The following is a 13,539-nucleotide window of genomic DNA, read 5'->3' as shown; positions in this document are numbered from 1 at the left end:
GGCAGGCCGCCGCTCAGCCGCACCCGCAACGCCCATTCCAGCAATGCACACAGGCGCGCCAGCGGGCCGTTTTCGGTCGGCAGACCATCGAGAAACTCCTGGGCGCCGTCGATCAGACGAATCATCGCCTCGCCCACCAGTTCATCCTTGGACTTGAAGTGCTTATAGAGACTGGGCTTGGACAGACCGACATCGGCGGCCACATCGTCCATGGTCATCAGATCAAAGCCCTTGCTGGCGAGGATGCGGGTGGCCGCATCGAGGATCGCATCTTCACGCAGCTTGAAGGCCTGGTCCTTGAAACTGAGTTTTGAAAAAATACTCATTGGTAATTTCTTTTACTGTGTAGTAGATTTGCTTCCGAAGCAGTAGCGATGCTAGCAGTTTTGCCGGCATTTCGCCCAACAAATCCCTGGAAGCATCAATACCGACCATGAGCCACATTGCAGCGCCCACCCCCAAACCGCTTGCACCGGGCGCACGCATCGCGGTCATTGGTGGCGGCATATCCGGTATCGCCAGCGCCTGGCTGCTGTCGCGGCGCTATCAGCTCAGTCTGTTCGAAGCCAATGACTATGTGGGCGGCCATACCAATACCGTCGACATCACGCTGGAAGGGCAAACCTATCCGGTGGATACCGGCTTTCTGGTGTTCAACAATCAGACCTATCCGAACCTGATCGCCCTGTTCGATGAACTCAAGGTGCCGGTGCATGCCAGCGATATGTCGTTCGGCGTGTCGGTAGACCAGGGGCGCGTCGAGTGGGCAGGGACCGATCTGGGCACCGTGTTTGCCCAGCGCCGTAATCTGCTGTCGCCGCGCTTTCTCGGCATGCTGCGCGACATCCTGCGCTTCAACAAAGCAGCGCCGGCCTATTTGCAAGCGGCACTGGCCGGCGGCCATACGCTCGGCACCCTGCTGGATCAGGAGCGCTACGGCCAGGCATTCCGCGACTGGTATCTGCTGCCGATGGCTGCCGCCATCTGGTCCAGTTCGCCCGCCGATATCCTGCAATTTCCGGCCGCCACCTTCCTGCGCTTTTGCCTCAATCATTCGCTATTGCAGGTGAATGACCGCCCGCAATGGAAAACCGTGCTGGGCGGTGCCCGCCTGTATGTGGAGCGGATGCTGCCGGCCATCCATAGCGTGCGCCGCAATACGCCGGTGCAGTCGGTGGAGCGCGATGCGCATGGCGTAACGGTGCGCCATGGCGGCAGTGAGGAACGCTTCGATGCCGTCGTCCTTGCCACCCATGCACCCGACACGCTGGCCATGCTGCGCGATGCCAGTACGGATGAGCGCGCCATTCTGGGCAGTGTGCGCTACCAGCCCAATCTGGCGATCCTGCATACCGACCCCGGCCTGCTGCCGCGCAATTGCAAGGTGTGGTCGGCCTGGAACTATCTGGCTGCCGGCCTGCAGCACGATGCGGCGGTGTGTGTCAGCTATCTGCTCAACCAGCTGCAGCCCTTGCCGTTCGAGACCCCGGTGGTGGTCACCCTCAACCCGGTGCAACAGCCCGACCCACGCCATGAGCTGGCGCGCTTTCATTACCAGCACCCGGTTTTCGATCAGGCTGCCATCGATGCACAGCAGCGCCTGCCCAGCATCCAGGGCCAGCACCGCAGCTGGTTTGCCGGCGCCTGGACCGGCTACGGCTTTCATGAAGATGGCCTCAAATCGGCGCTACGCGTCGCCGCCGATTGCGACTGCCTGCCAGACTGGGCGAGGCTGTGATGGATGATGCACAGCTGATCATCGGCCAGGTGATGCACGAGCGGCTGCGCCCCTTGCGCAATCGCTTTGTCTACCCGGTGTTCTGTATCCGCTTGCGCCTTGCTGCGCTCGATCGCCTGAACCAGGCCTGGTTCGGAGTGAACTGCTGGCGACCCTTAAGCCTGCGCACCCGCGACTACGGCCCGCGCGATGGCAGCAGTCTGGATGGCTGGATGCGTGAATTGCTCAATCGCCAAGGCATCGCCTGTGATGGCGATATCTGGCTGCAGACCTTTCCGCGCCTGTTCGGCTATGCCTTCAATCCGGTCAGCTTCTGGTACTGCCATGGCGCAAACGGCCAGTTGATCGCGGTACTGGCCGAAGTGAGCAACACCTTTGGCGAGCACCACCGCTATTTGCTCACCGCACCCGATGGCGGCGCGATTGTCGCCGGGCAGCTTATGCACTGCCGCAAGATGTTCCATGTCTCGCCGTTTTGCCCGGTGGCCGGCCACTACCAGTTCCGCCTGCGTGAAACCGACAGCAGTGCCTTTATGGGCATCGACTACCACGATGGCGATGGCCTGCTGCTGCGTACCGCCATTGGCGGCCATCGCCAGGACTTCAGCCCGGCCAATCTGCGCCGCACCCTGCTGCGCTTCCCGCTGATGACGCTGGCCGTGGTGGCACGCATCCATCTGCAGGCGCTGCGTTTATGGCGCGCCCGCTTGCCGTTTTTCCGCAAACCTGCCCCGCCCTCGCACAGCCTGACGCTGGGCCAGCAAACAGGAGTCATCCCATGACATCCAGCCACACCTACGCCAGCCGGCCCGCGCTTCCTGCCATTGCCAATATTTTCCTGAAAGTGCTGGGGAATATCCGTAGCGGCCATCTGACCCTGATCACGCCGCAAGGCGAAAGCCTGCTGTTCGGCGATGCGCACCATGGGCCGACTGCCACCTTGCAGATTCACGACTGGCAAGCCTGTCGGCGCATCCTGCTGGCTGGCGATATCGGTTTTGCCGAAAGCTTGTCGCGAGGCTGGCTGGATAGCCCCGATCTCACCGCCTTGCTCACTCTGGCTTTGCGCAACGAGTCGGCCATGCCGCAAACGGTGACCGGTAGCTGGCTGGCGCGGCTATGGTATGCGCTGCAGCACCGCCTGCGCCGCAACTCGCGCGCCGGCAGCCGGCGCAATATTCCGGCCCATTACGACCTCGGCAACGACTTCTACCGCCTGTGGCTGGACCCGAGCTGGACCTATTCCAGCGCCGTGTTTGCCGGCAACCACCAGCAATCACTGGAGCAGGCGCAGCAGGCCAAGTACCAGCGCATCATCGATCAATTGGGACTGCGCGCCGGCATGCGTGTGCTGGAAGTCGGTTGCGGCTGGGGCGGCTTTGCCGAATATGCCGGCCGGCTCGGCATTGCGGTGGAGGGCATCACCCTGTCGCCAGCGCAGCTGCAGTTCGCCCAGGCGCGTATCGAGCAAGCGGGTCTTACCGCGCTAGTCCAGCTGCGCCTGCAGGACTACCGCGATGTCGCCGGTGAATTCGACGCCATCGTATCCATCGAAATGTTCGAAGCAGTGGGTGAGCAATACTGGCCCGGCTATTTCAAGATGCTGCAGCAGCGGCTCACACCGGGCGGCAAGGCGCTGGTGCAGTCGATCACCATTGATGAGCAGCGCTTTGCTGCCTATCGCGCCAGCAGCGACTTCATTCGCGAATACATCTTTCCGGGCGGCATGCTGCCCAGCAAGGAACGCTTTGTCGCCGGCGCCCAGGCGCGCGATCTACATACGCTCGATCAATACGCCTTCGGCCGCGACTATGCCGAAACCTTGCGGCGCTGGCGCGCCGACTTCGAGCTGCAGCTCGATAGCGTGCGCCAGCAAGGCTTTGACGAAGCGTTCATCCGTACCTGGCGTCTCTACTACGCCTACTGTGAAGCCGGATTTGACGAGGGGCGGACCGATGTCGTCCAGTTCACACTGCAGCGCGCTCGCTAGAGCCGGCGCCATCCTGCTGGCCGCCCTGCTGTGCCTGCCGGCGCAGGCGGGCTGGCGCGACGATCTGCCCGGCGCAGCCCTGGCCGGCGAAGGCGCCTTCCGCTGGCTCGGTTTGCGTCTGTATACCGCCCAGCTATGGCGTGGCGCCCTACCCCTGGCCGAGTCCGGGCAGTGGCCCCTGTCCACGCCGTTTGCCTTGCAACTTCGCTACGACTACGCGATCAGCCGCGAGCGCTTTGTCGACACCAGCCTGGCGGAAATCCGCCGTATGGATGGCGAGCGCCGGCCTGAGGCCACCCTGGCGCAGTGGCAGGCGGAGCTGAACCGCGCCTTTGTCGATGTGGCCGCCGGCGAGCAATTGATCGGCGTCTACCTGCCCGGCCGTGGCGCGCGCTTTTATCACGGAGAGCGCCTCACCGCCGAGCTGAGCGACCCGCAGCTGGCCGAGGCCTTCTTTGCCATCTGGCTGGGGCCGAAAGCACGCGACAGCCGCCTGCGCGCTCAATTACTGGGCCGCGCACCATGAGCCGGCTTGCCCTGCCCGCCTACGGCCTCTTGGGCCTGCCGCTGGCGTTTGTTGCCATGTCCATCCATGTGCTGGCGCCCAGCATTTATGGCAGCCAGCTCGGTGTGGCGCTGGGCAATGTCGGTCTCATCCTGTTTTTCACCCGCCTGATCGATGCGGCGCAAGACCCGCTCCTCGGTGCACTGGTCGACTACTTGCGCCAAACGCAGCGCTTGAGCCTGGCCCTGCTGCTGGCTGCGCTCACCCTCGCCGCCGGCTTTGCCCTGCTGTGGTCTCCGCCAGCCGATGTCGCCCTGGCGCCGTGGCTATGCCTTACCCTGCTGCTGATCCATGCCAGCCACAGCCTGATCAATATCAGCTATCTCAGCTGGGGCGGGCGACTGGGCGGTGGCCAACGGCAACTAAGCCATGCGGCGGCCTGGCGCGAAGGGGCTGGCCTGATCGGGGTGTTGCTTGCCGCCATCAGCATCCAGCAGGCGCTGCCGCAATCGGCGCTCAATGCCGCACTGACTACAGCGCTGTTGCTGGGCCTGTGGTGCCTGCTACGCCATGCACCGCCTGCGCATTGGTCGGCATGCAGCGAGCCGGTGCGCTGGTCTCTCGCCTGGCAACATGCCGGCCTGCGCCGCCTGCTTGCCGCCTTTGCGCTGAGTTGCCTGGGCTCTGCCCTGGCGGCCACCCTGGCGATGTTCTTCATTGCCGACCGCCTGGCGCTGGCCCATGCCGCCGGCTGGCTGCTTTGCAGCTATTTTCTCGCAGCTGCCGCCCTGCTGCCGCTATGGACCTGGCTGGCGCAGCGCCTTGGCTGCCACCGTACCTGGCGTCTGGGCATGCTGCTGAGCGCCCTGGCCTTTGTCGGCGCCAGCCAGCTCGGCCCCGGTGATATGTACCCGTTTCTGGCCATCTGCCTTGCCAGTGGTGCCGCCCTTGGCGCCGATCTGGCCCTGCCACCGGTACTGCTGGCCCAGCTGCTGCCAGCCAATCAACCGCCGGCACGCTGGTACGGCTTGTGGGCGCTTATCAACAAACTGGCGCTCGCCCTCGCCAGCCTGGCGCTGCCGGCGCTGGCACTGGCCGGCTATCAACCGGGCTCTGCCGGCGGGGCTGGCGCACTGGCACTGGCCTATGCCGGCCTGCCCTGCCTGCTCAAGCTGATCGCAGCCGCCCTGCTCGGACGCCAGAGCGCCCCCTCTACCTTGCTTGCCACCGGAGTGCCGTCATGAAACGCCTGTTGCTGTTATGCCTTGCCATTTTGCTGGCAGGCTGTGCCGGCCAATCGATCAATCAGTACCAGCAGGCGCAACCGACGCTCGACCCGCTGCAATTCTTCCAAGGCCGCACCCAGGCCTGGGGCATGTTCCAGAGCCGCAGCGGCGAGGTGGTCAAACGCTTTACCGTTGAACTCACCGGCACGATAAAGGGCGATCAGCTGACCCTGGACGAGGCATTCCGCTACAGCGACGGCAGCCGCCAGCAGCGTACCTGGACCTTGCAGCGGCACAGCGACGGCAGCTGGCGCGGCAGCGCTGCCGATGTGGTGGGCGAGGCACGCGGCGAGCTGGCCGGCAATGCCCTGAACTGGCGCTACACCCTGCGCCTGCCGGTAGACGGCAGCGAATACCTGGTCAATTTCGACGACTGGATGTATCTGATCGATGCCCACACCATGGTCAACCGCGCCAGCATGAGCAAATTCGGGGTGGAACTCGGGCAAGTCACGCTGTTTTTCCGCAAGGACCCATCATGAACCTGCTGCCTGCACTGAACCCGCGCCTGGTCGACTGGGCTGGCAAGCGGGTATGGCTGGTCGGCGCCTCCACCGGCATTGGCGCCGCGCTGGCAAAGGCACTGGCAGCGCAAGGCGCGCGGGTTGCCGTGTCGGCCCGCCATGCCGAGCGCCTGCAAGCGCTGGCCGGCAGCCTGCCCGAGGCGCAGGCGCTGCCGATGGATGCCACCTGCGATGCCGACTGGGCCCGCTGTCACGCCAGCCTGCAGCACAGCTGGGGCGGCATCGACCTGCTGGTGTTCTGCGCTGCCGACTACCGGCCGCAGCGCGCCTGGGAAGTCAGCAGCGCCAGCGCTGCGCGCACCATGGACCTGAACCTGATCAGCGCTTACCGCGCGCTGGAGCACGCACTGCCCGCCATGCTGGCGCGCGGCAGCGGCGGCTTTGCCCTGATCGCCAGTGTGGCGGGCTATATGGGCCTGCCCAATGCCACCGTCTACGGCCCGAGCAAGGCGGCGCTGATCAATCTGGCCGAGGTGCTGTATGCCGATCTGCATCCGCGCGGTCTGGGCGTCTATCTGATCAACCCCGGCTTTGTCGAAACGCCGCTGACCGCACAGAACCAGTTCACCATGCCGGCCCTGCAAACACCGGAACAAGCCGCCAGCGCCATTGTGCGAGGCCTAGCGCAAGGCCGCTTCGAGATCGACTTTCCCAAGCGCTTTACCCGCAGCCTGCGCTGGATCAGCCTGCTGCCGCATCGCTGGCGCTTTGCCCTGCTGGAACGGACCCTGCACCTGTCATGAACCCCGCCAACCCCAAATTCATCGCCCTGCTGCACTGGTACAGCCAGCTGACCCCCGACAACCTGGCTGCGCTGCCCGAGCATTACAGCGAACAGGCACGCTTCAAGGACCCGTTCAATAATGTAAGCGGCCATGCCGCGATCCGGCAAATATTCAGCCATATGTTCGCCACCGTGGCTGAGCCACGCTTTGTCATCATCGAGCAGCTGCACGACGCGCAGCAGGGCTTTGCCACCTGGGTGTTCCACTTCGGCCTCAATGGCAAAAACTATCAGGTACTGGGCAGCAGCCACTTCCGCTTCGCCCCGGACGGGCGATGCACCGAGCACCGCGACTACTGGGACCCAGCCGAGGAGCTGTGGCAAAAGCTGCCGCTGATCGGCGCGCCAGTACGTTGGCTGCGTCGGCGCTTTGTGGCGCACGCTTGATCCGACCGTTGCGCGTGTTGCCGACAGGCGCTGAGTTGACCGCAGGATCAGCTTTAGCCGCCAATCGACCGATGTTCGCGCTAAAGCTGCTCCCACCCGCTGCAAGCGCCATCCGGCCCCATCAATAGCCCTCGCGGAACCGCCAATGGGGCATTGAACAGCGCGCCGGCCGCGATTGAACCGGCCGGCCGAAATGGCATAGCGGCAAACCAAGGCTGCGCCGCTGCCGTGATACTATCTGCGCCGCCCGATCTGCACCGCTGCCTTGTTTCCGGCACAGCCGCATCGCCGCCTCACCCTCACCCGCCTGGCATTCACATGATTATTCTCAAGAACGTGGTCTTGCGCCGCGGCAGCAAGGTATTGCTCGGCGATGCCTCGGTTACCCTCACGCCCGGCGAAAAGGTGGGCCTGGTTGGCCGCAATGGCGCCGGTAAATCCTCGCTGTTTGCCATGCTCAATGGCTTGCTGCATGAAGATGGCGGCGAATTCTCGATTCCGGCGCAGTGGCGCATGGCGCAGGTAGCGCAGGACATGCCGGAAACCGAGCAGACTGCCACCCAGTTCGTGGTGGAGGGCGATACCACCTTGCTGGCCGCCCAGGCCGAAGTCGATGCGGCCGAAGCCTCGGACGATGGCATGCGCATGGCCCATGCCTATATGGCGCTGAATGATGCCGGCGCCCACGACGCGCCGGCCCGCGCCCAGGCGCTGATTCTTGGCCTTGGTTTCACCGTGACGGAACTGAACCAGCCGGTGAACAGTTTTTCGGGCGGCTGGCGCATGCGCCTGCAGCTGGCGCGGGCGCTGATGTGCCCATCGGACTTGCTGCTGCTCGATGAGCCGACCAATCACCTCGACCTCGACGCCCTGGTGTGGCTGGAAGCCTGGCTCAAGCAATACGCCGGCACCATGGTGGTGATCAGCCATGACCGCGAATTTCTCGATGCGGTGACCAATGTCACCCTGCATATCGATAATGGCCGCTTGGTGCGCTACGGCGGCAACTACAGCAAGTTTGAAGATATGCGCGCCGAGCAGATGGCGCTGCAACAGGCCGCCCAGGCGCGGCAAGCTGACAAGATCGCCCATCTGCAAAAATTCATCGACCGCTTCAAGGCCAAGGCCAGCAAGGCCAAGCAGGCACAGAGCCGGGTGAAGGCGCTGGAGCGGATGGAAAAGATCGCGCCAGTGCTGGCCGATGCCGAATTCCAGTTCGAATTCAAGGAACCGGCCAGCCTGCCCAACCCGATGCTCACCCTATCGGGTGCTGCCATGGGCTACCCGCCGGCAGACGATGCGGCGCCCGATGCCGAGCCGATCACCATCGTCCACAACGTCAACCGCTCGGTGCTGGCCGGCCAGCGCATCGGCATTCTCGGCGCCAATGGCCAGGGTAAATCCACCCTAGTAAAGACCATTGCCGGCGCCCTGACGCCGCTCGCCGGCGAGATCATCCAGGGCAAGGGCCTCAATATCGGCTACTTCTCGCAGCAGGAACTCGATGTATTGCGGCCGGAAGATAACCCGCTCGAGCATATGATTCGCCTGGTGCGCGACACTCCGGTGGCGATGCGCCCCAGCTATAACGACTGCCGCGAACAGGGCCTGCGCAACTTCCTCGGCACCTTCAATTTCAGCGGCGATATGGTCAAGCAGGCGGTAGGCAGCATGAGCGGCGGCGAGAAGGCGCGCCTGGTGCTGTGCATGATCGTGTGGCAGCGCCCCAACCTGCTGCTGCTTGATGAACCGACCAACCACCTCGACCTCGCCACCCGCGAGGCGCTCAGCGTGGCGCTCAATGAATTCGAAGGCTCGGTGATGCTGGTCAGCCACGACCGCGCCCTGTTGCGCTCGGTGTGCGACGAATTCTGGATGGTGTCACGCGGCGGCGTGAAGGACTTCGACGGCGATCTGGATGACTACCAGGTGTATCTGCTGGAAGAAGCCAAGCGGCGGCGCGAAGCCGCCAAGGGCTGAGCCAGCCCGGCGACCAGAGCCCGGCAGCATAGATGGCAGAGGGCGGGAACAGCTCCGCGCCTATGTCAGCAGATACGGCTGGCGCAGTGATGCGCCATTTGCCGCTCGCTACACCTGCGGCAAGGATCAGCGCACCGCATCAACCCGCTTGAGCGTGGCATCGATCACCACCTCGCCATCCTCCTTGGAAAACGGTGCGAGTTGCGGAGCGGGCAGGATATCCAGCACCAGCTCCGATGGCCGGCACAGGCGGGTACCCAGCGCGCTAACCACAATGGGCCGGTTGATCAGCACCGGGTGCGCCAGCATGGCATCGACCAGTTCATCGTCACTCAATGTTTCGCGCGCCAGGCCCAGCTCCTCATAGGGCGTGCCCTTTTGCCGCAGCAGCGGCCGCGCACCGCCACCCATGGCAGCAATCAAGGCAAGCAAGGTGCCGCGATCCGGCGGAGTTTGCAGATAGTGGATGATCTGCGGCTCGATACCGGCATTGCGGATCAGGGCCAGGGTATTGCGCGAGGTACCGCAATCCGGATTGTGATAGATGGTGACGGCGTGCTGCATGGCAACTCCAGGGGCTTCAGCGGGAATGTGGGTTGGCGGGGGCCGGCTCGGGCAGCAGCCAGGCAAACACCATGGCAGCACTGCCCGCCCCAGCCAGCTGGGCGAGGATGAAACCGGGCACATCAGCCGGGCGAATGCCGGCAAAGGTATCGGTGGCAGCGCGGGCCAGCGTCACCGCAGGGTTGGCGAACGAGGTCGATGCGGTAAACCAGTAGGCAGCGACGATATAGGCCGCCACGGCAAAGGGCACGGCATCTTGCCGTTGCCGCGAACAACCGAGAATCACCGCCACCAGGCCGAAGGTGGCCACCCATTCGCTCCACCACTGCGCCGGGCCGCTGCGGACATGCTGCGCAGCAAACAGCCAAGGCTCGCCGAACATGCCATGGGCCGCCATTACCCCGCAGAAGGCACCCAGCACCTGTGCCAGCACATACAGGCCGGCAACGCGCCACGCCAGCGTCTTGCCCAGCGCCGCTACCAGGGTAACCGCCGGATTGAAATGGGCGCCGGAGATAGCACCAAAAGTGAGTATCAAGGCGATCAGGCCGCCACCGGTGGCCAGTGCATTGGCCAACAGCGCCAGGCCGACATTCCCGCCCGACAGGCGCTCGGCCATGATGCCGGAGCCAACCACCACGGCCAGCAGGAAGGCCGTCCCCAGCCATTCGGCAAATAGACGACGCGGTAAATCCATATCAATCTCCCCCGCACGGCAGCGGGCAATAAACGCGACCAAGCAGCCCGGCTTACTGGCAGCAGCCGCCGCTGCCCGGCTCGCCCGACAACTCGGCGCACTGCTCCGGCTGGCCACCACAGCAGTGATCCGCCAAAAAACCGGCAATCTGCGCCATACGCGGCAAATTGGCGCGGTAGCGCAAAAAGCGCCCTTCCTGCTCCACCAGCACCAGGTCAGCCTGGCTCAGATTCTTCAGATGAAACGACAGATTCGACGGCGCCATATCCAGCCCTGATGCCAGCTCGCCGGCCACCAGGCCCGCGCGACCGGCCGCAACCAGCATCAGGTAGACATCGAGCCGGGCTTCCGAGGCAAGCGCTTCGAAGCTGCGCAGGGCAGCGAGTTTATCCATATCAACCATTCATTTCAAAAATAATTGAAATTATACCGATACAGTAAGGCAGGAAAACCGCCACGATGGCAGCCGACCCATGGCCGGCTGCCGCGCCGCCTATTTGCCAGCCACCTGCTTGGCCGCCTGCTCGCGCAGATAGTCCTCGTTGTCGATTTCGTTCAGCACATATTTCACGCCGGGAATCTTTTCCACCAGATGGCCGGCGGCGACCATCATGTCCTGCTCTTTCACCACGCCGGTAAGGCTCACTTCGGCCTTCTTGGTGCTGACCTTGATTTTCTGCTTGGACAGCACCGGGTCTGCCGCAAGGGCGGCTTCGACCTGGCGGTTGAGTTCTTCGTCGGATACAGCCGGCTGCGCATCGGCAGCGGAAACGGCCAGCGAGGCCAGGCCAAGGCCCAGCGCCAGCCACAGGGAGCGTGCAAATCGGTTCATGGTTCACCTAGTCGGGGGAATGGGTACATGCCACGCGGGCTGCATGGCAGCGGCGGCAGTGTAGCCATGGTGCATTACGCCGATCTTGCAGGCGACCGGGCCCGGCCGCCTGCATCGCGCTTGCCCATGGTCCGTTGCTCGGGAAGCGCTGAACGAATCGCGTGTTCGACTTGAGTAGCAGACCCGGGGAATCCCGGGGCTTGGCCGGGAGTGGGTAGCTTGTTGATTCCTCGTGGATCTACTGCGCCCCCGCCTTCCCCGCCACTGCGGGGAACCGCGCTGTTGCGCGAGAGTGGATTCGTTCAGGGCTTCGCTAGTGACAAACCAGGGTGGTGCGCTTGATCGGCCGCCCTTCCAGATCGAACACCGGCACCGCGGTCATGCCTATCCAGGCATGCAGCATGGCCGCCCACAGGGTGATGCCCTCCATCGCCTTGGCGACCAGCACCCGCTGGCGCCGGCTATCGAGGTCCGGGTGAATGTAATCGAGCCCCATGATGCTGTGATGCTCGTCGGCCTCCACATGCACATCGAAATACGCGTGCCCAGCCCCCAGTGCATGCATTTTCGGCGCCACCACCTTGAAGAAATCATTCGAGCAGCGCTCGATACCGCAATTGAGCGCCACCAGCCATTTATCGCGGTCCTGCTCCATCGCCATCTGGTAGGCCAGGTTCACGCAGGCATTGGTTTCCACCGACGGGATCACCCGGCCTAATTCTTCCGGCCCGCTGATGATCTGGTGACGGATCATCCAGTCGTACAGCATGCGGTGATGCGGGCCTTCGCCAAACGCGTGTTCGGCATAAAACGGCATCATATGGTTTTCCGACATCGGGGTGAGGCCCAGCATCAGCCCCATCACTTTCGGGAAAGTGGCGGAATGGTGATACAGCTCCACGGCCACTGGCTTGAACTGCATGGGCGATTGCATGCCTTCGATGAATTCGAAAAACGGCATATTGCGTACATACTGGCTGGCGCGGGCAATCGGCTCGACAATCCAGGCATGGCGACTGGCCAGTTCCAGCAAGACTTGCTCGGATATATGGCGATAGCCGGTATAGGTTTCGGTAGTCATTTGATCCTCCGGTGCTGATTGATCGTTATCGAACATTGCACACCCCGCTCTGAAGCACGTTTGATGCACGCTGCTGCGGCCTGCTTGCCTTACAGCGGCAAACCAGAACCGCATTGATCGCGCTATCGCTCAACAGGCAGGCGACCAGCCTGCAGGCCAAGAATCGCCGCACCCGGTCGCCCAATGCATTAGCGCTTGCTGATATTCTTGATTTGCGGCGAGCCGACAGTCAATGCAGCACCGGGCGTGTTGCGATGGGCGGTCATTGGCACCGCACCAGCGCGGCTTGCAGCTGCAAAGCACTGGCCTTTGCCAGCATGGGCGGCGATAGCGTGCCATGTCCGGTGCGCGACGCTAACCATCATGCAGGCATTTGCAAGGCAACCAATCTTGGCCTTGTTGGCTTGCGCGAAGCCGGCTAGCATCGCCGCCATTGTCGATTCTGGTTTACCCACCCATGCGCGACCCTGCCCTGCAACACATCGAACGGCCCGGCCTGGGCAAACGCTTTCCGCGCTTTTCGGCCTACAAGAAAAAGGCCGAAAAGAACCTCAGTATGGTTGATCTGCTGCTGTCTTACCCTCTGCTGTGCAGATACGCTAAAGAAGGTCCAGGCTTTCCCTATAACCTGGCTGGTCTTATTGAGCCATATGGCGCACCTAAAGCGTATCTGGATATGGGGAATATGGGGGGAGGGGCCTATGGTGCTCAGTTAATGTATGTGGCGCTGGATCAGGGCGATTGGCTACCGCATTTCCGCCAGTACATGGTATGGATGTATTGGTACTGGCGCATCGAATTCGCCTGGTTCCGGAAATATCAGCGGGCCGGGAATATTCCGTTCGGGCCTTCTACCACCACCTGCCTTATCGTTAAATTTTTCTCGGGCTATATCGGCGAGTTGCTGTACCTGGGCTGGATCGAGCAGGCAATCGATCTGAGCCGTAGCGCCTGCTGGGCGCTTGAGGCTGGTTTCGGGAGCAATCTACATGGTTCGGCGCAGAGTCAGTATTTTCTGCTCTGCCTGATGGCGGACTGGCAGGGCTGGCCGCGCCCGAAAATGTCGCCCGGCACCCTGGACGATCCGCTGCTCACCCTGCTGCTGGCACATTGGCGCACGCCGGAGCCGGACGATCTGCACGATCTGCTGCTGGCGCTCTGTGATCGGCGT

General features: G+C 63.2%; 16 protein-coding genes. 10 read left to right on the top strand and 6 right to left on the bottom strand.

Translation table 11 applies throughout. The features are described from left to right. The coding region (locus ACE3OH_RS11685) for a TetR/AcrR family transcriptional regulator (RefSeq protein ID WP_374352494.1) at positions 1-326 on the bottom strand (326 nt) is incomplete at its 3' end. Between the two features lie 107 nt (positions 327-433). Between ACE3OH_RS11685 and ACE3OH_RS11680 the strand changes: the two genes are divergently transcribed. The 9 genes from ACE3OH_RS11680 (at position 434) to ACE3OH_RS11640 (ending at position 9,194) form a co-directional block, all read left to right on the top strand. After that, on the top strand, positions 434-1,738 hold the full coding sequence (locus ACE3OH_RS11680) for an NAD(P)/FAD-dependent oxidoreductase (protein ID WP_374352491.1): 1,305 nt from the start codon (positions 434-436) through the stop codon (positions 1,736-1,738). Next, on the top strand, positions 1,738-2,520 hold the full coding sequence (locus ACE3OH_RS11675; protein WP_374352488.1) for a DUF1365 domain-containing protein: 783 nt from the start codon (positions 1,738-1,740) through the stop codon (positions 2,518-2,520). Before ACE3OH_RS11680 ends, ACE3OH_RS11675 begins: the two co-directional genes overlap by 1 nt. Then, positions 2,517-3,728 (top strand): class I SAM-dependent methyltransferase, encoded by a 1,212-nt coding sequence (locus ACE3OH_RS11670; protein ID WP_374352485.1) that lies wholly within the window; start codon positions 2,517-2,519, stop codon positions 3,726-3,728. Before ACE3OH_RS11675 ends, ACE3OH_RS11670 begins: the two co-directional genes overlap by 4 nt. Beyond that, on the top strand, positions 3,694-4,254 hold the full coding sequence (locus tag ACE3OH_RS11665; protein WP_374352482.1) for a chalcone isomerase family protein: 561 nt from the start codon (positions 3,694-3,696) through the stop codon (positions 4,252-4,254). The genes ACE3OH_RS11670 and ACE3OH_RS11665 overlap by 35 nt, the downstream gene beginning before the upstream one ends. Beyond that, a complete protein-coding gene (locus ACE3OH_RS11660; protein ID WP_374352479.1) occupies positions 4,251-5,477 on the top strand; it encodes an MFS transporter in 1,227 nt (408 codons plus the stop codon). The genes ACE3OH_RS11665 and ACE3OH_RS11660 overlap by 4 nt, the downstream gene beginning before the upstream one ends. Beyond that, the gene (locus ACE3OH_RS11655; RefSeq protein ID WP_374352476.1) at positions 5,474-6,001 is read left to right on the top strand and encodes a DUF3833 domain-containing protein; all 528 of its coding nucleotides are present in this window, start codon (positions 5,474-5,476) and stop codon (positions 5,999-6,001) included. Before ACE3OH_RS11660 ends, ACE3OH_RS11655 begins: the two co-directional genes overlap by 4 nt. Next, on the top strand, positions 5,998-6,786 hold the full coding sequence (locus ACE3OH_RS11650) for an SDR family NAD(P)-dependent oxidoreductase (protein WP_374352473.1): 789 nt from the start codon (positions 5,998-6,000) through the stop codon (positions 6,784-6,786). The genes ACE3OH_RS11655 and ACE3OH_RS11650 overlap by 4 nt, the downstream gene beginning before the upstream one ends. Then, a complete protein-coding gene (locus ACE3OH_RS11645; protein WP_374352470.1) occupies positions 6,783-7,214 on the top strand; it encodes a nuclear transport factor 2 family protein in 432 nt (143 codons plus the stop codon). The genes ACE3OH_RS11650 and ACE3OH_RS11645 overlap by 4 nt, the downstream gene beginning before the upstream one ends. Before the next feature lie 318 nt (positions 7,215-7,532). After that, positions 7,533-9,194: an ABC-F family ATP-binding cassette domain-containing protein gene (locus ACE3OH_RS11640; RefSeq protein WP_374352467.1), complete on the top strand. Its 1,662-nt coding sequence runs from the start codon at positions 7,533-7,535 to the stop codon at positions 9,192-9,194. 126 nt (positions 9,195-9,320) lie between these two features. Here the strand turns inward: ACE3OH_RS11640 and arsC are convergent, their stop codons facing one another. The 5 genes from arsC to ACE3OH_RS11615 form a co-directional block, all read right to left on the bottom strand. After that, the gene (gene arsC / locus ACE3OH_RS11635; RefSeq protein ID WP_374352464.1) at positions 9,321-9,758 is read right to left on the bottom strand and encodes an arsenate reductase (glutaredoxin); all 438 of its coding nucleotides are present in this window, start codon (positions 9,756-9,758) and stop codon (positions 9,321-9,323) included. A 16-nt stretch (positions 9,759-9,774) separates the two neighbouring features. Beyond that, the gene (locus ACE3OH_RS11630) at positions 9,775-10,455 is read right to left on the bottom strand and encodes an aquaporin (protein ID WP_374352462.1); all 681 of its coding nucleotides are present in this window, start codon (positions 10,453-10,455) and stop codon (positions 9,775-9,777) included. 52 nt (positions 10,456-10,507) lie between these two features. After that, positions 10,508-10,849 (bottom strand): ArsR/SmtB family transcription factor, encoded by a 342-nt coding sequence (locus ACE3OH_RS11625; RefSeq protein WP_374352457.1) that lies wholly within the window; start codon positions 10,847-10,849, stop codon positions 10,508-10,510. Between the two features lie 99 nt (positions 10,850-10,948). Further along, on the bottom strand, positions 10,949-11,287 hold the full coding sequence (locus ACE3OH_RS11620; protein ID WP_374352454.1) for a BON domain-containing protein: 339 nt from the start codon (positions 11,285-11,287) through the stop codon (positions 10,949-10,951). A 313-nt stretch (positions 11,288-11,600) separates the two neighbouring features. Next, entirely contained in the window at positions 11,601-12,368 is a 768-nt protein-coding gene (locus ACE3OH_RS11615; RefSeq protein ID WP_374352451.1) for an iron-containing redox enzyme family protein, read from the bottom strand. 457 nt (positions 12,369-12,825) lie between these two features. Between ACE3OH_RS11615 and ACE3OH_RS11610 the strand changes: the two genes are divergently transcribed. Continuing rightward, a partial coding sequence (locus tag ACE3OH_RS11610) for a hypothetical protein (protein ID WP_374352448.1) occupies positions 12,826-13,539 on the top strand: 714 nt, incomplete at its 3' end.

The sequence above is a fragment of the Chitinimonas sp. genome (assembly GCF_041904975.1).
Classification (GTDB): domain Bacteria; phylum Pseudomonadota; class Gammaproteobacteria; order Burkholderiales; family Chitinimonadaceae; genus Chitinimonas.
Note: the sequence above shows the minus strand (reverse complement) of the source record. Positions and strands in the feature narration are given on the sequence as shown.